The 21,158-nt window shown below is 75.4% G+C and carries 14 protein-coding genes; 11 read left to right on the forward strand and 3 right to left on the reverse strand.

From position 1 onward, the window contains the following. Positions 1 to 98 precede the first annotated feature (98 nt). Positions 99 to 560, reverse strand: coding sequence for a YwqJ-related putative deaminase (locus ACZ34W_RS31715; protein ID WP_329489323.1), 462 nt, complete (start codon positions 558 to 560; stop codon positions 99 to 101). Between the two features lie 353 nt (positions 561 to 913). Here ACZ34W_RS31715 and ACZ34W_RS31720 point away from each other — a divergent pair, with 353 nt between their 5' ends. From ACZ34W_RS31720 to ACZ34W_RS31750, 7 genes are all read left to right on the forward strand, one after another. Beyond that, a complete protein-coding gene (locus ACZ34W_RS31720) occupies positions 914 to 2,074 on the forward strand; it encodes a Gfo/Idh/MocA family protein (RefSeq protein ID WP_465609001.1) in 1,161 nt (386 codons plus the stop codon). Beyond that, complete coding sequence (locus ACZ34W_RS31725) at positions 2,071 to 3,051, forward strand: NAD-dependent epimerase/dehydratase family protein (RefSeq protein WP_465609003.1); 981 nt, start codon at positions 2,071 to 2,073, stop codon at positions 3,049 to 3,051. Before ACZ34W_RS31720 ends, ACZ34W_RS31725 begins: the two co-directional genes overlap by 4 nt. Positions 3,052 to 3,103: 52 nt before the next feature. Next, positions 3,104 to 4,216 (forward strand): DegT/DnrJ/EryC1/StrS family aminotransferase, encoded by a 1,113-nt coding sequence (locus ACZ34W_RS31730; protein ID WP_465609005.1) that lies wholly within the window; start codon positions 3,104 to 3,106, stop codon positions 4,214 to 4,216. A 115-nt stretch (positions 4,217 to 4,331) separates the two neighbouring features. After that, complete coding sequence (locus tag ACZ34W_RS31735; RefSeq protein ID WP_465609007.1) at positions 4,332 to 5,456, forward strand: DegT/DnrJ/EryC1/StrS family aminotransferase; 1,125 nt, start codon at positions 4,332 to 4,334, stop codon at positions 5,454 to 5,456. 161 nt (positions 5,457 to 5,617) lie between these two features. Continuing rightward, positions 5,618 to 6,619: an HNH endonuclease gene (locus ACZ34W_RS31740; protein ID WP_329489328.1), complete on the forward strand. Its 1,002-nt coding sequence runs from the start codon at positions 5,618 to 5,620 to the stop codon at positions 6,617 to 6,619. Between the two features lie 72 nt (positions 6,620 to 6,691). Then, on the forward strand, positions 6,692 to 9,436 hold the full coding sequence (locus ACZ34W_RS31745; protein WP_465609009.1) for an SUKH-4 family immunity protein: 2,745 nt from the start codon (positions 6,692 to 6,694) through the stop codon (positions 9,434 to 9,436). A gap of 265 nt (positions 9,437 to 9,701) precedes the next feature. After that, positions 9,702 to 11,141 (forward strand): cell envelope integrity protein TolA, encoded by a 1,440-nt coding sequence (locus tag ACZ34W_RS31750; RefSeq protein ID WP_465609011.1) that lies wholly within the window; start codon positions 9,702 to 9,704, stop codon positions 11,139 to 11,141. Between the two features lie 61 nt (positions 11,142 to 11,202). On the opposite strand, the gene ACZ34W_RS31755 is transcribed toward ACZ34W_RS31750, so the two are convergent. Next, the gene (locus ACZ34W_RS31755; RefSeq protein WP_465609013.1) at positions 11,203 to 11,868 is read right to left on the reverse strand and encodes a hypothetical protein; all 666 of its coding nucleotides are present in this window, start codon (positions 11,866 to 11,868) and stop codon (positions 11,203 to 11,205) included. A 389-nt stretch (positions 11,869 to 12,257) separates the two neighbouring features. Between ACZ34W_RS31755 and ACZ34W_RS31760 the strand changes: the two genes are divergently transcribed. Further along, entirely contained in the window at positions 12,258 to 12,659 is a 402-nt protein-coding gene (locus tag ACZ34W_RS31760) for a beta/gamma crystallin domain-containing protein (RefSeq protein WP_329489332.1), read from the forward strand. A gap of 90 nt (positions 12,660 to 12,749) precedes the next feature. Here the strand turns inward: ACZ34W_RS31760 and ACZ34W_RS31765 are convergent, their stop codons facing one another. Further along, on the reverse strand, positions 12,750 to 14,063 hold the full coding sequence (locus ACZ34W_RS31765; RefSeq protein ID WP_329489333.1) for a nucleotide sugar dehydrogenase: 1,314 nt from the start codon (positions 14,061 to 14,063) through the stop codon (positions 12,750 to 12,752). An 817-nt stretch (positions 14,064 to 14,880) separates the two neighbouring features. Between ACZ34W_RS31765 and mfd the strand changes: the two genes are divergently transcribed. From mfd to ACZ34W_RS31780, 3 genes are all read left to right on the forward strand, one after another. Beyond that, positions 14,881 to 18,510 (forward strand): transcription-repair coupling factor, encoded by a 3,630-nt coding sequence (gene mfd, locus ACZ34W_RS31770; RefSeq protein WP_465609016.1) that lies wholly within the window; start codon positions 14,881 to 14,883, stop codon positions 18,508 to 18,510. Positions 18,511 to 18,718: 208 nt separating this feature from the next. Further along, the gene (locus ACZ34W_RS31775; RefSeq protein WP_465609018.1) at positions 18,719 to 19,330 is read left to right on the forward strand and encodes a hypothetical protein; all 612 of its coding nucleotides are present in this window, start codon (positions 18,719 to 18,721) and stop codon (positions 19,328 to 19,330) included. Between the two features lie 367 nt (positions 19,331 to 19,697). Next, positions 19,698 to 21,152, forward strand: coding sequence for a sensor histidine kinase (locus ACZ34W_RS31780; RefSeq protein ID WP_465609020.1), 1,455 nt, complete (start codon positions 19,698 to 19,700; stop codon positions 21,150 to 21,152). The last annotated feature ends 6 nt before the right edge of the window (positions 21,153 to 21,158 follow it).

The following is a 21,158-nucleotide window of genomic DNA, read 5'->3' on the forward strand; positions in this document are numbered from 1 at the left end:
GGACGTGCTCGGCGGGGGCAGCGGCGGACTGGGCGGACTGGGCGGGTTCAGGGCGGGCTCCGGCGGCTCGGGGACGGGGGGCGTACGCGGGTGCGCGGTCAGCGGGCGGGCGGCCCGACCGCGACGCTCCGCACGGCGAAGTGCTCCAGCAGCGGTACGCAGGAGCGGCAGGGCGGGGCGTGGGTGCCGTGCGCCGGGTCGTGCTCCTCGCGGATCCGTACGGTGGTCAGCCGCGAGCCCTTGAGCGCCTTGCGGGCCTCGGGCAGGCCCAGCGGCTTGCGGGCGGCGCGCTTGGAGCGCTTGGCGTCCACGACGGCCAGGTACTGGGAGAGCAGGACGGCCTCCGGGCAGCGGCCGGTGAAGCGCTCGCGGTGCTCCAGCGGCAGCGCGTCCAGGAAGTCGGCCACCAGGGGATGCAGGGCCGGGCGCCGGGCGGGCTTGTCGCCCGCCAGGGTGTGCACCTCGCCGCCCTTCAGCGACAGGGCGGCGGCGACGGCGGGCAGCAGGCTGTCGCGGAAGTGGCGCAGCACGGGCGGGCCGGCCGGTTCGCCGGTGGTCATACGTCGTCCTCCTCCTGTTCGTCCGCCGGTGACGGGACCGTGTGGGGTCAGTCCGGGGCAAGCCTGTCAAATGGCACCGACATCCGTACAACCGGGGGGCGACGGCCGGCCACCGGCGGGCCGGTGGGCACGCCGGGTCGGCCGGATCCGCACGCCGTCGTCACGACTCGTCCCCGGGTTTCCCGAATCCGCCTCCGGCCGGGGGCGGCGGCCGGTAGCGTTCCAGCAGCGAGCCAAGGGGGCGGCCGGTCCCTGGGGGGTTGATCGGCCGGTGCGGCAACTCCTCTGCTCGGTCTGGCCTTTGAGGCCGTCGGGGCAAGGGCGCCCCGGCGTCGAGCAAGGGGGGTCTTGCGATGACGGGGACGGAAACCGCGAACGAGGCGCCCGGCGAGCACGTGCCCACCCCGGGCGCGCCGCCGCAGCCCGCGCCCGCGCACCCGGTCGGGATCGCGGTGGTCGGCGCCGGCTACTGGGGCCCGAACCTGGTCCGCAACGCGCAGCAGACGCCGGCGCTGCGCCTGCACTGGCTCTGCGACCTGGACGAGGCCAGGTCCCGCCGGGTGCTGGGCGAGTACAGCACCGTCCGGTCCACCACCTCGTTCGCCCAGGTGCTCGCGGACGAGCGGGTCGGCGCGGTCGCGGTCGCCACCCCGGCCGCCGCGCACTACCGGCTGGCCCGGGCCGCGCTGGAGGCGGGCAAGCACGTCCTGGTGGAGAAGCCGATCACCACCTCCGCCGCGGAGGCCGCCGAGCTGGTGGCGCTCGCCGAGGAGCGCGGCCTGGTGCTGATGTGCGACCACACCTTCTGCTACACGCCCGTGGTGCGCCGGATCCGCGAGCTGGTGCACGGCGGGGAGATCGGCGACGTCCAGTTCTTCGACTCGGTGCGGATCAACCTCGGGCTGGTCCAGCCGGACGTGGACGTGCTCTGGGACCTCGCCCCGCACGACCTGTCCATCCTGGACTTCGTCCTGCCACCGGGCGTCGAACCGATCGGGGTCTCCGCCCAGGGCGCCGACCCGATCGGGGCCGGCCGGGCCTGCGTGGCCTATCTGACGGTCCGGCTGAGCAACGGCGCGCTGGCGCACTGCCACGTCAACTGGCTCTCCCCGACGAAGGTCCGCACGACGCTCATCGGCGGCTCGCGGCGCACCCTGGTCTGGGACGACCTCAACCCGCAGGCCCGGCTCGCGGTGCACGACCGCGGCGTGGACCTCACCCCGCCCGACGAGCTGACCGACGCGATCCGCCACCAGACGCTGATCTCCTACCGGGTGGGCGAGATGGTCGCGCCCGCGCTGGTCGAGCAGGAGGCGCTGCGCAACGTGATGGCCGAGTTCGCCGCCGCCATCACCGAGGGCCGGGCCCCGCTCACCGACGGCCGGGCCGGACTGCGCGTGCTGCAGCTGCTGGAGGCCGCCTCGCTCAGCCTGGAGCTCGGCGGCGCCACCGTCCCGGTCGGCGCCGGTCCCGACGAACTGTCCGACGCGAACGAGAGGGCCGCCGCGCGGTGAACGCTGTACAGATCGAGGGCTCCCGCTGCCTGGTCACGGGCGGGGCCGGCACCATCGGCTCCACCGTGGTCGACCAGCTGATCGCGGCGGGCGCCCGCGAGGTGGTCGTGCTCGACAACTTCGTCCGCGGCCGGGCGGCCAACCTGGCGTACGCCCGCGAGATCGCCGCACCCGGGCAGCTGCGGGTGGTGGACGGCGACATCCGCGACCGCGGCCTGCTGCGCGAGCTGCTGGGCCCCGGCACCGACCTGCTGTTCCACCTGGCCGCGATCCGGATCACCCAGTGCGCCACCGAGCCCAGGCTGGCCCTGGAGATCATGGTGGACGGCACCTTCGACGTGGTCGAGGCCGCCGCGGAGGTCGGCGTCGGCAAGGTGATCGCCTCCTCCACCGCCTCCGTCTACGGCCTCGCCGACGTCTTCCCGACGCCGGAGACCCAGCACCCGTACCACAACGACACCCTGTACGGGGCGGCCAAGGTCTTCAACGAGGGGCTGCTGCGCAGCTTCCACGCGATGGCCGGCCTGGACTACGTCGCGCTCCGGTACTTCAACGTGTACGGGCCCCGGATGGACGTCCACGGCAAGTACACCGAGGTGTTCATCCGCTGGATGGAGCGGATCGCCGCCGGGCAGCCGCCGCTGATCTTCGGCGACGGCGCGCAGACCATGGACTTCGTCTACACCGAGGACATCGCCCGGGCCAACCTGCTGGCCGCCGCGGCGCCCGTCACCGATCGGGTCTACAACATCGCCAGCAGCACCGAGGTCTCGCTGCGAGGGCTGGCCGACGCCCTGCTCACCGCGATGGACCGCACCGACCTCGACGTCGAGCACGGCCCCGCCCGGGGCACCGCCGGCGGCGTGGTCCGGCGCCTGGCGGACATCACCGCCGCCGAACGCGACCTCGCCTGGAAGCCCGAACTGGGCCTCGACGACGGCCTGCGCAGGCTGGTCGCCTGGTGGCGCGAGCAGTAGTCCCCTCGTCTGCACGGCAGTTCGGAGTACACCTGTGTCCACCATCCCCGTCATGATCCCCTGGCTCGGCGAGGAGGAGGCCCTCGCCGCCGCCGAGGCCGTCCGCTCCGGCTGGGTGGCCCAGGGCCCCCGGGTCGCCGAGTTCGAGCGGGCCTTCGCCGAGCACCTCGGGGTACCGCACGCCGTCGCGGTCTCCTCCTGCACCACCGCCCTGCACCTGGCGCTGATCGGCGCCGGGGTCGGGCCGGGGGACGAGGTCGTCGTCCCCTCGTTCTCCTTCGTCGCCACCGCCAACGCCGTCACCTACGTCGGCGCCGTCCCGGTCTTCGCCGACGTGGACGTCACCACCGGCAACCTCACCGCCGCCACCGTCGAACCCCTGCTCACCGAGCGGACCAGGGCCGTGATCGCGGTCGACCAGGGCGGCGTCCCGGTCGACCTGGACGGGCTCCGCGCGCTGGTCGAACCGCGCGGGGCGACCGTGGTCGAGGACGCCGCCTGCGCGGCCGGCTCCGTCCACCGGGGCCGGCCGGTGGGCGGCACGGCGGCGCTGGCCGCCTACTCCTTCCACCCGCGCAAGCTGCTCACCACCGGCGAGGGCGGCATGGTCACCTGCCAGGACGGCGCGCTCGCCGCCCGGCTGCGCCGGCTGCGCGAGCACGGGATGAGCGTCTCGGCCGCCGACCGGCACGCCGCGAAGGACGGCGCCGGCCGGCTGGAGACGTACGACGAGATCGGCTTCAACTACCGGATGACCGACATCCAGGCGGCGATCGGCCTGGTGCAGCTGCGCAAGCTGCCGGCCATGGTCGCCCGGCGGCGCGAACTCGCCGAGCGGTACCGGGAGCTGCTGGCCGGCACCGGCGGCCGGCTGGTGGCCGACCCGGCGCACGGCAGCACCAACTACCAGTCCTGCTGGCTGCTGCTCCCGGACACCGCCCCCGACCGCGGGGCGGTGCTCGCCGACCTCGCCGCCGCCGGCGTCTCCGCCCGGCGCGGCATCATGGCGGCCCACCTGGAGGCCCCGTACCAGGGCACCGCCCGGGTGCCGCTGCCCGCCACCGAGCTGCTCACCGGCCGCTCGCTGATCCTGCCGCTCTACCACGCGCTCACCGAGCGGCAGCAGGACCGGGTGGTCGGGGCCGTGCGCGCGGCGCTCGGCTGAACCGGCCCGGCCAGCCCCGCCCGTCCACGGCCACGGCCACGTTCACGGCCCGGGGCCGGGCCGTCGCCGCCGTCCGCCCGCTCCGATCCGCCGAGACACCCAGGGGGAGACCAGGATGAGCACCGATCAGCCCGTCGACGAGCCGGTTCCGCTGGTGGACCTGAAGGCCGCGCACGCCGAGGTGGAGGCCGAGGTCCGGGCCGGCTTCGACCGGGTGCTCGCCACCGGCGGCTACATCAAGGGCCCCGAGACGGCCGGCTTCGAGGCGGAGTACGCGGCCTTCTCCGGCGCCCGGCACTGCGTCGGCGCCGCCAACGGCACCGACGCGCTCGAACTGGCGCTGCGCGCCCTCGACCTGCCGCCCGGCGGCGGCGTGGTGCTCCCCGCCAACACCTTCGTCGCCACCGCGGAGGCCGTGGTCCGGGCCGGGCTGCGCCCGGTGCTGGTCGACGCCGACCCGGACCACCTGCTGATCGACCCCGAGCGCGTGGCGGACGCGCTGCCCGGCGCCGTCGCGCTGCTGCCCGTCCACCTCAACGGGCAGCTCGCCCCGATGGGCCCGCTGCTGGAGCTGGCCGCCGGCCGGCCGGTGGTGGAGGACGCCGCGCAGTCCCAGGGCGCCCGGCAGCACGGCCGCGCCCTCCACGGGCTGGTCTCCGCCACCAGCTTCTACCCCGGCAAGAACCTCGGCGCGTACGGGGACGCGGGCGCCGTCGTCACCGACGACGACGCCCTGGCGGCCGCCGTCCGGCTGATCGGCGACCACGGCTCGGGCCGCAAGTACGAGCACGAGCGGTTCGGCTTCAACTCCCGGATGGACGCGCTGCAGGCCGTCGTGCTGCGGGCCAAGCTGCGCCGGCTGCCCGCCTGGAACGAGGCCCGCCGGGCCGCCGCCGAGCGCTACCACCGGCTGCTGGCCGGGATCGACGGCCTCACCCCGCCGCGGACCGCGCCCGGCAACGAGCACGTCTGGCACCTGTACGCGGTGCGGATCGGGCCCGGCCGGGACCGGGACGCCGTGCTTGCCGCGCTGCAGGCCGCGGGCATCGGCGCCGGCGTCCACTACCCGGTACCCGTCCACCTCCAGCCGGCGTTCCGGCAACTCGGCCACGGTGCGGGCGCGTTCCCGGTCGCCGAGCGGGCCGCCCGGGAGCTTCTCACCCTGCCGCTCCACCCGCACATCACCGCGGCCCAGCAGGAACGCGTCGTGGAGACGCTGGCCAAGGCGCTCGCCGCCTGAGCCCCGGCGGGCCGGCGCGGTCCGGGCCCGCGGCCGCGCTCCCCGCCCGTGGCCCGCGGGCTGTCCGGTGTGCCCGGGCGGGGGGTCGTGGCCCGGGGGGACCCCCTACGCTGGTGTCCAGCAAGCGCACCGAATTTGCAGCAGCCAGTGGGGGCTCCCAGATGACGACAGGTCGGCCCGGCGTCGCCGCCGCGCCCAACGCGGCGTACGCAGGTCAGGTGGTGCAGTTCCCGGACCCGGTCCGGGCGGAGCGGCACCCCGCCGGGGTCAGGGTGGACGAGCACGGTCACCCGGACTTCGGTCCGTACGCGGCGGCCGCGGCCGAGGTGGCCGATCCGCCGGAGGGCTTCGGCGTCGACGAACTGCGGCTGACGGACTACGTCTCGGCCAATGCCGCGCAGTTCACCCAGGGCCATCCGCTCTGGGCCGACCTGGAGACCGCCGTGGCCACCCCGCCCGGCTGGACCTGGCACCACGCGGTCGGCCGGGCCGCGCCCGGCTGGCGGCGGATGGAGCTCGTCCCGGTCGAGGTGAAGGCGCTGCTGCGGCACCACGGCGGCCTGGCCACCTCCACCGCGGACCACACCCGCCGGGGCACCCGCCCCTTGCAGGAGCGCCGGCCGGTGCACTTCTCGCTCGCCCGGGACGGCGGCGACCCGATCGGCGTCCCCGAGGACCTGGTGCAGCGGGCCGAGGAGCGCCTCGGCTACCGGCTGCCCGGCGCGTACCGGACCTTCCTCAAGCTGGCCGGCGGCCGGGCCCCGGTCGGCGTGGCGCTCGACCCCGAGCTGGGGCTGCTGCTCGACCAGCCGTTCCTGACCCTCAGCGAGGAGTACGGGACGGAGGACGTCGTCTACGCCAACAAGTGCCTGCGCGACCACCTCACCAAGGACTACCTGGGCATCGCGTATGCCCAGGGCGGCATCGTGGCGCTCAAGGTGCGCGGCGACCGGGCCGGCTCGGTCTGGTTCTGCCTCTACGACGACGCCCGTGACGGCGGCGCCCCCGAGGCGCCCGAGGAGCGGGTCGCCCGGCTGCTGCTGCCCTGCGGCGAGGACTTCGACGACTTCCTGCTCCGGCTGGCCGGCAGTCCGCCGGAACTGGAGACGGTCGCGGAGCTGATGGTGGACGGCGGGTTCGCCCGCGCCGTGCCGGTGGGCTGACGTGGCCCGTACGGCTGCGGCGACGGTGGTAGCGGAACAAGCGGGGACGAAGGGGACAGGGGTGAACCGGGCGTGGTGACGTACACGCAGGCGCAGGAGCTCGCCGACGAGTGGATCAACGGCGGGGTGCCGCGTCCGCGGCAGCGCGAGGTACGGGTCCGGGAGTTCGACCTGGGCTTCGTCTGCTGGGCGGTGCAGCCCGCGGAGGGCGCGGCCGGTGGCTCCGGCGGCCCGGCGGACGGCTCCGAGGGCTCGGCGGCCCCGGGCGGCTCGGCGGGTGAGGCGCGGCTGGTGATCGCCCGGGACTCCGGCGCCAGCACGCTCTGGCCGGCGCTGCCGGTCAACGAGGTGGTCCGGCAGTACGAGGAGGTCTACGGACGGCCGGTCGCGGCCAATCCGGCCGGGGCGGCCAGGCCCGCGCCCGGGCCGGTGGAGGCGACGTCCTTCCTGCTCAGCCCGCCGCAGTGGCTCCAGGAGGCGGGGGCCGCGGCGATCGCCGCCGAGGCCGAACGGCTCGGCGCCCCGGCGCCCGCGCATCCGGCCCCGCCGGCTCCGGCACCCGCCGCCGCTCCGGCCGCTCCGGTTGGTCCGGCCGGCTCCGAGGCGCCGCCGGTGCCGCCGGCACCCGCCGTGCTGACCACGCCGCCGGTCTCCGAGCGGCCGGCCGGGGACGCACCGACCATGCTCGCCCCGCCGCCCGGCCAGGGCGGCCCGCCCCCGGCCGCGCCGGCGGTCGCCCCGCCGGTGCCCGCCACGCCGCTCGCTCCGCCCGCCCCGCCCGTCCCGTCCCCGCCGGCCGCCGGTGCCGAGGCGGCGACCGTGCTGCTGCCCGACGGTCTGCGGACCAACGGCGCCGGTCTGGCCGGCGAGCCGCGGCCCGGTGCCGAGGCGGCCACCGTGCTGCTGCCCGAGGGCGGCTACGGGATGGCCCCGGTGCCCCCCGCCGCCGCTCCGGCGGTCGAGCCCGCCCCGACGGTGCTGGCGCCGCCGGACGCGATGCCCGGCCTGATGGGGCTGCCCGGCGCCCCGGGCCCGGGCGCCCCGGCCCCCGGTGCGCCGGCCGCGCCGGTGCCGCCGTCGGCCGAGCAGGCCCCGACCGTGCTGGCCTCGCCGGACGCGATGCCCGGCCTGATGGGCCTGCCCGGTGCCCCCGGTCCGGGCGCGCCGGCTCCCGGCGGCCCGGCGATCCCGCCGGGCGGCCCCGGTGTCGAACACGCCGCGACCGTGCTGGCCTCGCCGGACGCGATGCCCGGCCTGATGGGCCTGCCCGGCGCCCCCGGCGCCCCCGGTACCCCCGGCGCGCCCGCTCCGGCGCCCGACGCGTCGCACGGGGCGCGCGGCCGGAGCGCGGCGGCCGCCCCGCCGCCGCCCCCGCCGGCCGCCCTGCGCGGCGGCACGGCCGCTCCGGGCGGAGCACCGGTCTCGCTCGGCCGGAGCGCGGCCGCCGCCCCGCCGCCGCCCCCGCCGGGCGGCCTGCGGCAGTCCTCGGGCACGGGTGCCCCCGCCGCGGCCGCGGGAGGTCGCGGCGCGGCCGGTGCCCCGCCGCCCCCGCCGCCGGCCGGCCTGCGCGGCCCCGCGGCCCCGCCCGCGCCACCCGCCGCCGGCCCGCCCGCCGGCGGGGTCGCGTACGAGCGCACCCAGCTGGCGGGAGCGATCGACCCGGCGCTGCTGGGCGGTGCCCCGGCCGATCCCGGCACGCCGCCGTCCGGCGGCCCGGCCGTGCCGCCCCCGCCCGGCCCCGGCGCGGCCGGCTACGGCTACCCCGGCGCGGCCTCGCCGGCCGCCCCGGCCGCCGCCCCGGCGCCGGTCCCCGGTCCGCCGCAGGGCGCCCCGGTGCCGCCCGGTGTGCCGGCCGTCGGCCCCGGCTACTTCGCCGCGCTCAGCTACCGCGGCCCGGACGGCTCGGAGCAGAAGCTGCTGCACCGCAGCGAGCCCGGCACCCCGCACCCGGAGTGGAAGATCCTCCAGGACCTGCGCCGGCTGAACGTCCCGCCGGAGCAGGTCCTGGAGCTCTACACCGAGCTGGAGTCCTGCGACCTGCCGGGCGGCTACTGCAACCGGATGATCGCCGCCTCCTGGCCGAACGTCCGGCTCACCCACACCGCCGACTACGGCCGGGACCACCACTCCCGGCAGGCCGGCATGGCCCAGCTGCTGGACCACCTGGACGAGCTGCACCAGCTGGCCTCCGGCGCCCAGCGGGTCCGCCCGTTCCGGGTGCCGCCGCCCGCCCCGGGCAGCGTTCCGGTGCTGCCGCCGATCGCACCGCAGCAGCTCGGCCAGGAGGTGAGCCAGGCCTTCGGCTCGAACGTGTTCCACTTCGAGCAGCGCGCCGTCTCCCGCCAGGGCGTGCCCGAGCCGGTGGCGCAGACCCTGATGTGGGGGGGCCTGCCGCGCGAGTTCGGACCCTTCTTCTGGGCGCAGGCCCAGGAGGGCCGCCCGATCCCGACGCTCGCCGAGCTGGCCGCCGAGCGCGGACTGACCGGCGGCCCGGACTTCGGCGGCTACCTGGTGCTCGGCAACGACTACGGCCGCCAGCTCTGCGTGCAGTACGGCACGGCGCACGTGGTCGCGGTGGACATCGACGGAACCGGCGAGCCGCCCCGGTTCGTCAACAGTGGTGTACCGGAGTTCGTTCGCGCCCTGGCCCTGCTGGGCCGGATGTGGCGGCTGCGGTACGGGCTGACCCCGGACCAGGCCGGTCGCTGGACGACCGACTTCCAGGCTCAGCTCGCCGCGATCGACCCCGCGGCCCTGCAGTCGGCGGACACCTGGTGGGCCGTCCTCCTGGAGCAGTTCTGGGACGGCCTGCTGTAGCGGGCCGACGCGGATCCGTGCAGGTGGAAGGGGTCGTTCCGGTGTCCGGAACGACCCCTTCGGCGTGCCGTCGCGGCTCTGCCTCGTTGGGGTTTCGCCCTGATCTGCGCAAAATAGGTCAAGAGGATGGGTCTATTCGTCCATTCCTCGCCGCGTTCCGATCCGTACGGCGTCCGATTCCGGACCGCCTTCCGGTTCCGGTTCCGGATCCGTCCGTTCCGTCCGATCATGGGCTCCGCAGCCCGCGACACGAGGGGAAGAGCCCATGAGCGATGCCGTCCCCCAGCACGGCTTCACCGCTGCCCGGCGCGGTTACGCGCCCGAGCAGGTCGACCGAGCCCTGACCGTTTTCACCGCCCAACGGGACGAGGCGTGGGAACGGCTGAGCGTGCTGGGCGCCGGAATCCGGGAGATGGAGCGGCGGCTGGCCGAGATCCGGCAGGCCGCCGCCGACGCTCCGGACCCGGACTACCAGGTGCTCAGCGAGCAGGCCGCCGGACTGGCCACGATGGCCGCGAACGAGGCCCGGGCGGTCCGGGAGGCCGCCGAGCGGTTCGCCGAGGACCTCCGCGACGAGGTCTACGAGGCCGGTCAGGCGCTCGGCCAGGCCGCCAAGGAGTACGCCGCCACCACCCGCGCCGAGGCCGACCAGGCCGCCCGGCGCACCGAGGAGCGGACCCGCGCCGAGGCCGAGGCGATCCGGGCCGACGCCGACCGCGAGAGCCGGGCCGTGCGGGACGCCGCCACCGGCCACGCCGCCAAGGTGCGGGTCGCCGCGGCCGAGGCCTCCGAGCTGGCCGAGGCCAAGCTCGCCGAGCTGCGCCGGGAGGCCGACGAGACCTTCGCGGCGACCGAGGCCCGGGCCGACGCCGAGGACGCCCGGATCTCGGCGACCGCGGAGCGCCGGGTCAAGGAGGCCGAGCAGTACCGGGAGACCGTGCTCGGGCAGATCAAGCAGTCCGACGCCGAGGCGCAGGCCCGGGCGGACCAGCTGATCGAGCAGGCCCGGCGCGAGGCCGAGCGGATCAACGCGGAGAGCGAGCGCGAGCAGCGCGAGTTCGCGGCCCGGCAGGAGACGGTGCAGCAGCACCTGGACCACATCAAGGGCACCCTCGCCTCGCTCACCGGCGCGGCGGTGGGCGCGATCGAGCCCGACCTGGCGGCCGAGACCCCCGCCGGGCCCGCGCCGGCGGTCGACTCCGAGGCGGACACCGGCGAGATCGCGGTGGCGAACCTGCGCAAGACCGTCGCGGTGGGCGGCGGGCAGCGGGCCGTCACCGAGGCGGCCACCGCGGTGCTGCCGGTCACTCCCGGCCCGGTGGGTCCCTTCGACGCCGCTCCCGACGATGCTGCCCCGGCCCCGGCCGCGGACTCCGCTCCGGCCGACTCCGCTCCGGCCGTCGCCGGCGCGGTCGCCACCGGGCCGGTCAGCCCCGGACCGGTCGCGCCCGGTCCGGTGGCGCCCGCCGCCCCGGCGGGGGTGCCGCCCCGGCCGAGCGCGCCGCCGAGCACGCCGAGCACGCCGAGCACGCCGCCGAGCGGGTCGGCCGCGACCGCCGCCGACGAGGTGGCCGACGACGAGGCGGCCGACGCGCCGGGCCGGCCCGCCGAGGACGAGACCCGGATCATTCCGAAGATCGTGATCGTCGACGACGGCAGCGACTACGCCACCCCGAACACGGTGGGCCTCAACAGGCGGCGCTGAGGCACCGCGAGCGCCGGTCCCGGCACCGGGTGGCCCGGCGGCTCGTGACCCCGTGAGGGCCTCACGAGCCGCCGGCCACCAGCCGGGTGAGTTTCGCGTCCTGGGCCCTGACCGCCTCCCGCTGGGCGGTCAGGGCCTGCGCGTTCCGGTCGATCTGCTGCCGCTGGTAGCCGGCCAGTACGGCGAACCAGATCCCCGCCAGATTGCTCCGGGCCGTGCAGTCGGCGTCGGCGCGGGCCGTCGCCAGCTCGCCCGGGGTGATCTCCGCGACCGCCCGGTACCGCTCCGGCAGGGCCGCCGGGTCGTCGACGCGGAAGCCGGCGGCGGCCATGCAGGTGGACCACTCGCCGGTCGCCGCGGCCACCCGGGCGTCGCGGCCGGTCGCCCCGATCGATTCGTCGAAGAGCCGGCCGACCAGCTCGGCCCCGGGCCCCGGCGGCGAGCCGATCCGTTCCGCCGCCTGCCGATCGCAGTCGACCCGGGCCGCGTCGTAGGCCTCGGCCGGGCCGGCCGCCGGCGCGACGGGCCGGGGCAGCGCCCGCTTCGGGGGGTGGAACCCCTGGACGGCGGCGGCCTCGGCCCCGAGGTACCCCCAGGCGCCGGCCGGCAGGGCCGTCGCGTTGTCCGGGGCCTGCGCCGCCTGGAGGCCGTCGCCGCCGAAACCGGTGAATCCGGCCCGCTGCATGCAGGAGACGACCAGCATATTCCTGGCCTGAATCTCTTTCACGGCCACCTGGTCATTGGCCTGATAAGCGGAAAGCGGCAGTCCGGTCATTCCGGCGCGGCCGGATTCCGGGGGTTCAGGGGTGCCGATCGCGGGGGGCGTCGGCGCGGATTTCACCGACTTCCCCCCGGTATCCTCGGCGCAGCCTGCGGAAATGGCCGACAGCACGGCCGCCAGGGTGATGGCGGCGAATCGTCCGAAATGTGGTGGACGTGCCAATCGTCTGCTCCGATCCTCGGGCACGGCAAGCTTGTTCGGACCCTAGCGCATTCCGCTCGACCCCGGCCCGGCGGCCCGTCCCGGGGGTTTCGGCTTGGCCGGAAATCAGCTGTTCGGCGACAGGCCCCCATGTAAATCTCTGGAGTCGCAACCGCTGTCGATGGAGGGGTTTCATGATTCGCCGCACAAATCCCGCAAATCCCCGCAGGGATCGCCGCACCGGAAATGTCCTGGCCCGCCGGATCGGTGCCCTCGCCGTTCTCACCGCCGCTGCCGCCGCACTGCTGCCGACGACCGGCGCGAACGCGGTGAGCCAGGTCGAATGCGGAAACCGCACCGATTTCGCGAAGGTGTACAACTACGGCTACAGCGGCCGGCTCTGCTTCGCGAATGACGGCTGGATGTCCGTCCGGGTCTACAACGTGGACCGGATCGACGCGGGCAACAACCGGGTCATCACCTATCTGGGGGGTGGCCTCGGCTCCTGGACCGTCTTCAACTGGGAGCAGTACGACTTCAACGGCAACCAGGGCCACCAGGTGACGATGTACGACATCAACCTGTCCCGCTGGTAGTCACCGGGAGCCGGGGCGGGCCGGATCCCTTGTGCGCGGTGCCGGGCGGGTGCGGACGCCCGGCACCGCGTTCGCGCGGGCCGACCGGCCCTACAGCACCTCGACCGTCGCGCCCGAGAGCCGGCGGCGGCAGTCCAGCACGTACCGGGCGTGCGCGGTGACGGCCTCGTAGTCGAACTCGTCGTGGTCGGCGAGCAGCACCACCGCGTCGGCCCCGGCCAGCTCCTCCGGAGTCGCCTCGACCCGGCGGACGGCGGCGAACGGGTCGCCGTGCGGGTCCAGCTCGGCCGCCCGCTGCCCGGGGATCACCGGCTCGGGGACGTGCACCCCGACGACCACGTGCGGGTCGGCGGCCCGGACCTCGGCGCCCATCCGGGTCAGCAGCTCGGCGACCCGGGCGGCCGGGGTCTCCCGGGCGTCGCCGGTGTTCTTCTTGTAGGCGAGCCCGAGCAGCAGCACCCGGGAGCCCTTGACCGAGCGCTGCCGCTCGTTCAGCGCCTCGGCGAGCCGGCGCACCACGTAGTCGGGCATGTGGCTGTTCACGTCGTTGGCCAGCTCGACGAAGCGGAACGACTGGCCGAGCGCCCGCTCCACCCGCCAGGACAGGTAGGAGGGGTCGATCGGCAGGCAGTGCCCGCCGACCCCCGGCCCGGGGGTGAAGCGCAGATAGCCGAACGGCTTGGTGGAGGCGGCGTCGATCGCCTCCCAGACGTCGATGCCGAGGTCGTGGGCGAACATCGCCAGCTCGTTGACCAGCGCGATGTTCACATGGCGGAAGGTGTTCTCCAGCAGCTTGGTCAGCTCGGCCTCCTTGCAGGAGGAGACCGGGACGGTTCGCTCGACCAGCCGTCCGTAGAAGCCGTCGACCGCCGCCAGCGCCGCCGGGTCGATGCCGGAGACCACTTTCGGGGTGTTCTCCAGTCGCCAGGTCGGGTTGCCCGGGTCGATCCGCTCGGGGCTGTAGCCGAGGTGGAAGTCCCGGCCGGCGGTCAGTCCGGACCCCTCTTCCAGCAGGGGCGCGAGCAGTTCCTCGGTGGTGCCCGGGTAGGTGGTGGACTCCAGCACGACGGTGGCGCCCGGGCGCAGGTGCTGGGCGAGCAACCGGGCCGAGGCCTCGATGTAGGAGAGGTCCGGCACCCCGTCGCGCAGCGGCGTCGGGACCGTGATCACCGCGATGTCGAAGCCGGCCACGTCGGCCGGCTCGGCGGACGGCAGGTAGCTGCCGTTCTCCAGCAGCGGCCGCAGCCGGGGGGCCGGGATGTCCTCGACGTAGGACTCGCCGACGGCCAGCCGTTTGATCCGGCGCTCGTCCACGTCGTAGCCGACCACCTGATAGCCGACTTCGGCCGCCCGGACCGCCAGCGGCAGCCCCACATACCCCTGACCTGCGATGACAACGCGCATGACGAAGAACCCCCTCCATCGCGACGCCCCCTGGTCCCCGCCGGGGCATCCCCACACGGCCTTCACCACAGGGTAGGGAGCGGCGCCGGGCCGCGTGGCCTTTCGGCGAAGTGGGCGGAGCCGTGCCGCGCGGGCGGGTGGTGGCCGTTCAGGTGGTGGTGGCTGGGGTGGTGGTCGCGCGGGCGCGGAGGTCCGGTGGGTGGTGGCCGGGGGCGCGGGGGTCCGGTGGGTGGTGGCCGGGGGCGCGGTGCGGCGGCGGCGTGGCCGGGTGCGCGGTGCGGCGAGGGCGCGGAAGGGGGGTGCGCGGCGGGGAACGGGCGCGCGGAGCGGGTGCCCGCGCACCACGAAAGAGGCCGAGACCCGTGGCGCCCTCCAGGAAAGGGCGCCACGGTTCCCGGCGCTTGGGCGGGCGCCCCCACCCAGGGTCGCCCGGCCTCGCACCCCCGACCCCCATCGGGTGTGCGACTGTGCCCTCCGCAGCCATCCCCCACGGTTGGGTGCGGCGGGCACAGTCACCATGGTGCGCGATCTCCATGGACGGCCAGTGACAGGAGTATGTCCAGTTCGTGGCGGAACGCGGAGGCGGAGCCGCAGCGTGCGGCCGGTGCTTCGTCCCCGTCCGGGCGCCGGCCCGGTCCGGCCCCGCGCCCGCCGCACCCGTCCCGCGGCCCCGCCGGGCCCGTGCGCCGCGTGCGTGTCGGCCCTGCGGCGTAGGCTGGAGACCCCCGGCCGCTCGGCGCGCCGGGCCGTTCGCGTTGCCCCGGCAGGCTGGTGCCGCCCGGGCGGCACCAGCCACGGCACGAAGAAGAGACTCCTGATGAGCCTGACCGGACTGCTCGATGTCGTCGCGCGGGACGCGGCGCTCGCCGAGGCGATCGAGGCCGCGACCGCGACCGGTACCGCGGCCGGCGCTCGCCACCACCTGGACCTGGTCGGCCCGCCCGCCGCCAGGCCGTTCGCCATCGCCGCGCTGGCCCGCGCGATGGCCGCGCAGTCGGCCGGGGAGCGCGGCCGCCCGGTGCTGGCCGTCACGGCGACCGGCCGGGAGGCCGAGGACCTCGCCGCCTCGCTCCGCTCGCTGCTGCCGCCCGACACGGTCGCCGAGTACCCGGCCTGGGAGACGCTCCCGCACGAGCGGCTCTCGCCGCGCTCGGACACGGTCGGCCGCCGGCTGGCGGTGCTGCGCCGGATCGTGCACCCGCGGGCGGACGACCCGGCCGCCGGACCGGTGCAGGTGATCGTGGCCCCCGTCCGCTCGGTGCTCCAGCCGCAGGTCAAGGGGCTGGCCGAGCTGGAGCCGGTGGCCGTCCTGCGCGGTGAGTCGCACGATCTGGAGGCGGTGGCCCGGCGGTTGTCGGCAGCCGCCTACGCCCGGGTCGAACTGGTCGAGAAGCGCGGCGAGTTCGCCGTCCGCGGCGGCATCCTGGACGTCTTCCCGCCGACCGAGGAGCACCCGCTGCGGGTGGAGTTCTGGGGCGACGACGTCGAGGAGATCCGGTACTTCAAGGTCGCCGACCAGCGCTCGCTGGAGATCGCCGAGCACGGTCTCTGGGCGCCGCCCTGCCGTGAGCTGCTGCTGACCGACGAGGTGCGGGCGCGGGCCGCCGAGCTGTCCGCCCAGCAGCCCGGGCTGGCCGAGATCCTGGACAAGATCGCCGAGGGCATCGCGGTCGAGGGCATGGAGTCGCTGGCGCCCGTCCTGGTGGACGACATGGAACTGCTGATGGACGTGCTCCCGCTCGGATCGGTGGCCGTGGTCTGCGACCCGGAGCGGGTCCGCACCCGGGCGGCCGACCTGGTGGCGACCAGCCAGGAGTTCCTGCACGCCTCCTGGGTGGCGGCCGCCGCCGGCGGGGACCGGCCGATCGACCTGGAGACGATCGACGTCTCGGCCGCCTCGCTGCGCTCGCTCGCGGAGGTGCGCGAGCACGCCGCCGAGATCGGGCTCCCCTGGTGGTCGGTCAGCCCCTTCGCGACCAGCGAGTCCAGCATCAGCGAGGTGCTGGAGTTCGACGTCAACACCCTGACCCTGGGCATGCACGCGGTGGAGGCGTACCGGGGCGACACCGCCCGGGCCATCGCCGACGCCAAGGAGCGGCTGGCCGCCGACTGGCGGGTGGTCATGGTGACGGAGGGCCACGGCCCGGCCTCCCGGCTCGCGGAGGTGCTCGGCAACGAGGGCATCCCGGCCCGCCTGGTCGCCGACCTCGGCGAGGCGCCGACCAGGGACGTCGTCTACGTCTCCTGCGGCTCGATCGAGCACGGCTTCGTCGACGAGGCGCTCAAGCTCACCGTCATCACCGAGACGGACCTCTCCGGGCAGAAGTCCTCCACCAAGGACATGCGCCGGATGCCCTCCCGGCGCCGCAACGCGATCGACCCGCTGGCTCTGGCGGCCGGCGACTACGTCGTCCACGAGGCGCACGGCGTCGGCCGCTACGTCGAGATGGTGCAGCGCACGGTGCAGGGGGCCACCCGCGAGTACCTGGTGCTGGAGTACGCGCCGGCCAAGCGCGGCCACCCCGGCGACCGGCTGTTCGTGCCGACCGACCAGCTGGACCAGGTCACCAAGTACGTCGGCGGCGAGGCCCCCACGCTGCACCGCCTCGGCGGCGCGGACTGGGCGAAGACCAAGCAGCGGGCCAAGAAGGCGGTCAAGGAGATCGCCGCCGACCTGATCAAGCTGTACTCCGCCCGGATGGCCGCGCCCGGCCACACCTTCGGCCCGGACACCCCGTGGCAGCGCGAGCTGGAGGACGCCTTCCCCTACGCGGAGACGCCCGACCAGCTGACCACCATCGCCGAGGTCAAGTCGGACATGGAGAAGTCCGTCCCGATGGACCGGCTGATCTGCGGCGACGTCGGCTACGGCAAGACCGAGATCGCGGTGCGGGCGGCTTTCAAGGCCGTCCAGGACGGCAAGCAGGTGGCGGTGCTGGTGCCGACCACGCTGCTGGTGCAGCAGCACTTCTCCACCTTCGCCGAGCGGTACGCCAACTTCCCCGTGACGGTGAAGGCGCTCTCCCGCTTCCAGACCGACAGCGAGGCGAAGGCCGTGCTGGAGGGCCTGTTCGAGGGCTCGGTGGACGTCGTCATCGGCACCCACCGGCTGTTCTCCTCGGAGACCCGCTTCAAGGACCTCGGCCTGGTCATCGTCGACGAGGAGCAGCGCTTCGGCGTCGAGCACAAGGAGCAGCTGAAGAAGCTGCGGGCCAACGTGGACGTGCTGACGATGTCCGCCACGCCGATCCCGCGCACCCTGGAGATGGCGGTCACCGGCATCCGGGAGATGTCCACCATCACCACCCCGCCGGAGGAGCGGCACCCGGTGCTGACCTTCGTCGGCCCCTACGACGAGAAGCAGATCTCGGCCGCCATCCGGCGTGAACTCCTGCGCGAGGGTCAGGTCTTCTACATCCACAACCGGGTCGAGTCGATCGACAAGGCGGCGGCCCGGCTGAGGGACCTCGTCCCCGAGGCGCGGATCGCCACCGCGCACGGGCAGATGGGGGAGACCGCGCTGGAGAAGGTGGTCGTCGACTTCTGGGAGAAGGAGTTCGACGTCCTGGTGTCGACCACGATCGTCGAGTCGGGCATCGACATCTCCAACGCCAACACCCTGATCGTCGAGCGCGGTGACACCTTCGGGCTCTCCCAGCTGCACCAGCTGCGCGGCCGGGTCGGCCGTGGGCGCGAGCGCGGCTACGCGTACATGCTGTACCCGCCGGAGAAGCCGCTGACCGAGACGGCGCACGAGCGGCTGGCCACCATCGCCCAGCACACCGAGATGGGCGCGGGTATGTACGTGGCGATGAAGGACCTGGAGATCCGCGGCGCCGGCAACCTGCTCGGCGGCGAGCAGTCCGGGCACATCGCGGGCGTCGGCTTCGACCTCTACATGCGGATGGTCGGCGAGGCGGTGGCCGAGTTCCGGGAGTCGCTGTCCGGCGGCGGCGAGCCGGAGGAGGAGCCGCTGGAGGTCAAGATCGAGCTGCCGGTGGACGCCCACGTGCCGCACGACTACGCGCCGGGCGAGCGGCTGCGGCTGCAGGCGTACCGCTCGATCGCGGCGGTCAACTCGGAGCAGAACATCCAGCAGGTCCGGGACGAACTGGTCGACCGGTACGGCAAGTTGCCCGAGCCGGTGGAGAACCTGCTGCTGGTGGCCGCGCTGCGGCTGTACGCCCGCCGGTGCGGCATCGCCGACATCACGCTGGCCGGCGCCAACGTCCGGTTCGGGCCGGTGGAGCTGCGCGAGTCGCAGCAGCTGCGGCTGAACCGGCTCTACCCGCGCAGCCAGGTGAAGGCGGCCGCCCAGCAGTTGCTGGTGCCCCGGCCGTCCACCGGGCGGATCGGCGGCAAGCCGCTGGTCGGGCGGGAACTGCTCGGCTGGTGCCGTGAGTTCCTGTCCGCGATGTTCGACGACCTGGCGGGGTCGAAGAAGTAGCGACCCGTTCCGGCGGATGTGCGGCGGCGGTCCCGGGCGATGCGCCGGGGGCCGCCGCTCTCTGCTGTGCCGCGGATCCTCGTTCCTGACTCCTCGCCCTGGGACCGGGGCCCGCGAAGCCCGCCGGCGGGTCGGTGCTGGGCGGTACGGTGTGCGGGGTTCGTCCGTGCTGCGGCCGACCGCCGTCCTCACCCGCTCAGGAGCGCACATGTCAGGGCAGTACCCCGGGCAGTTCGGACCACCGCCCGGCGGCGCGTTCCCCGGTGGCCTGCCCCAGGGCGGGGCGCCGGGCACGGTGTCGTACCCCGCTCCGCCGCCGCCCGGTCCGGCCCGGCGGCCCGGGGAGGCGGCCGGGCCCTACGGGGTGCTCGGCCGGGTGCTGTGCGTCCTCACGCCGCTGGTGACGGTCGGCCTGCTCGGCATGATCCCCTCGCTGCTGCTGGCGGTCCGCCGCCGCCGGGCGTACGACACCCTCGGTGCGGCGGTGTTCGCCGCACTCTTCCTCACCTACCTGGTCTGCGCGGGCGTGGCCGGCGGCACCGGCGACGCGCCCACCGCGGACACCGTCGGCATGGTGGCCATGGTGCTGATGTGGCTCGGCGCACCGCTGCACTTCCTGGCGATGGACCTGCGCGCGGTCTGGGAGGCGGGCCGGCCGAAGGCGCCCGCCGCGGCGGCGTACCACCCGTCGCCCGCCGCACCGTACGGACCGCCCGTGTCCGGGCCGGCCTACCCGCAGGCACCGGTCTCCGGGTACGGCCCGCCCTTCGGGACCCCGACCCCGCCGCCCGCGCCCGGCTACGGGTACCCGGCCCCGTAGTCGACCCCGGTCCGGCCCGGGACCGCCCGCGACCGGGGAGGAGATACGCGGGCTGGGTGAACTGCTGCGCCGTCAGGCCCGCGAGGACGGCCGGCCGTGCGTGCCGCCGGGGTGACCGCGGCCAGGGTGATCGGCGGTCGTTACCGCTTCACCGAGAGGATCGGCCAACACCCCCACACCCCGCGACCCGCACACCGCTCCCTGGCCGCCGGCCCGTTGAGCTGGAGTGGGAAGTCGGCGGGTCCGGCTTCCTGCGGGCGTGCAGCGTGAGTCGGGCGAGCAGCGTGGCCCGCTGGGTCGGCTCGCCTGGGCCGGGTATGACTTTCGGCAGATTCGGTGCTGCTGCCCGCCTCCTACTGTCGTAGCCGTGAGGGTGAACGGTGAGTGGTGGAGCAGGTGGAGCAGGTGGCTCGACGGGGCGCTGCTGGTGGGTACGGCGGTGGCCACGGGGGCGTGCGCGGTAAGCATCTGGTGGGCGCTGCCCGCGATCGCCACGGCGTTCCTGGCCGGGTGGCGGACGGATCGCGTGCGGTGGGCCGTGACCGTGCTGGCCGCTGTCGTGGCGGGCGGGGTGACGGTGGCATTGGCGGTACCGGCCTGGATGGTCCCGGGGACGTCCTTCCTCTCGCTGGTGGTCTGCGCGGGCATGGCGCCCTGGATGGCGGGCCGGTTCTGGCGGCAGTCCCAGGAACTGGTCCGGGCCGGCTGGGAGCGGGCGGAGCGGCTGGAGCGCGAGCAGCAACTGGTGGCGGAGCAGGCCCGGCTGCGGGAGCGGGCCCGGATCGCCCAGGACATGCACGACGCCCTCGGTCATGACCTGAGCCTGATCGCCCTGCGGGCCGGTGCCCTGAAGCTGGCACCCGACCTCGCCCCGGCGCACCGGGAGGCGGCCCAGGAGATCCGCAAGGGTGCCGGAGCGGCCGTGGAACGCCTTGCCGAGGTGATCGGCATCCTCCGGGAGGAGACGGACGCGGCGGGCGAGGCCGCCCGGGGCCCCGCCGACGCGGGGGTCGCCCACCTGGTGGAGGAGGCGGCCGCCGCCGGTCTGCAGGTCCGCCTGACGATGACGGGCCCGGCGGACGCTCTGCCGCGCGCGGTGGAGCACGCCGTGTACCGGGTGACCCAGGAGGCGCTGACCAACGCGGCCAAGCACGCGCCTCAGGCGAGGGTCGGCGTGCGGGTCGCCCACACGCCGGAGGGCGTCCGCGTCCAGGTGGTGAACGGGCCGCCACCGGTGGGTCCAGCGGCAGCACCGGCAGCAGCGGCAGCACCGAACGCGGGCGGCCGTGGGCTGATCGGCCTGGCCGAGCGGGTCAGACTGGCCGGCGGCACCTTCCGGTACGGGCCGCGCGCCGAGGGCGGCGGGTTCGAGGTGCTCGCCCACCTGCCGCGCGCCGGCGCCGCCGTCACTCTGTCGCCCGGGCCCGCCCCGGTCTCCCCCATCCGTGAACTCAGCCGCGCCCGCCGCCGGGTGGGCCGGATGATGGCGGCGACCGTACTGGTGCCACTGGTCACCGTGCTGGCGCTGACCGCCGTCCTGCGGGGGTGGACGATCTACACGGCCGGCCGTGCCGTGCTGGAGCCGGCGGACTACGCGTCGCTGCGGATCGGTCAGGACCGGGCGACGGTCCAGCGGTTTCTGCCTGCCCATCAGTTTCCGTACCATCCGTCCGTGGGGAACCCGCCACCCCGGGGAGAAGGAGTGACGTGCGAGTACTACGCGATCACCGCCGAGCCGTTCGACGACGACCGTTCCGGCGATGCGTACCGGCTCTGCTTCCAACGGGACGTACTGATCTCCTTGGAAGCGCTGATCGCGTGAGCGCCG

Source organism: Kitasatospora sp. NPDC022856, assembly GCF_055561235.1.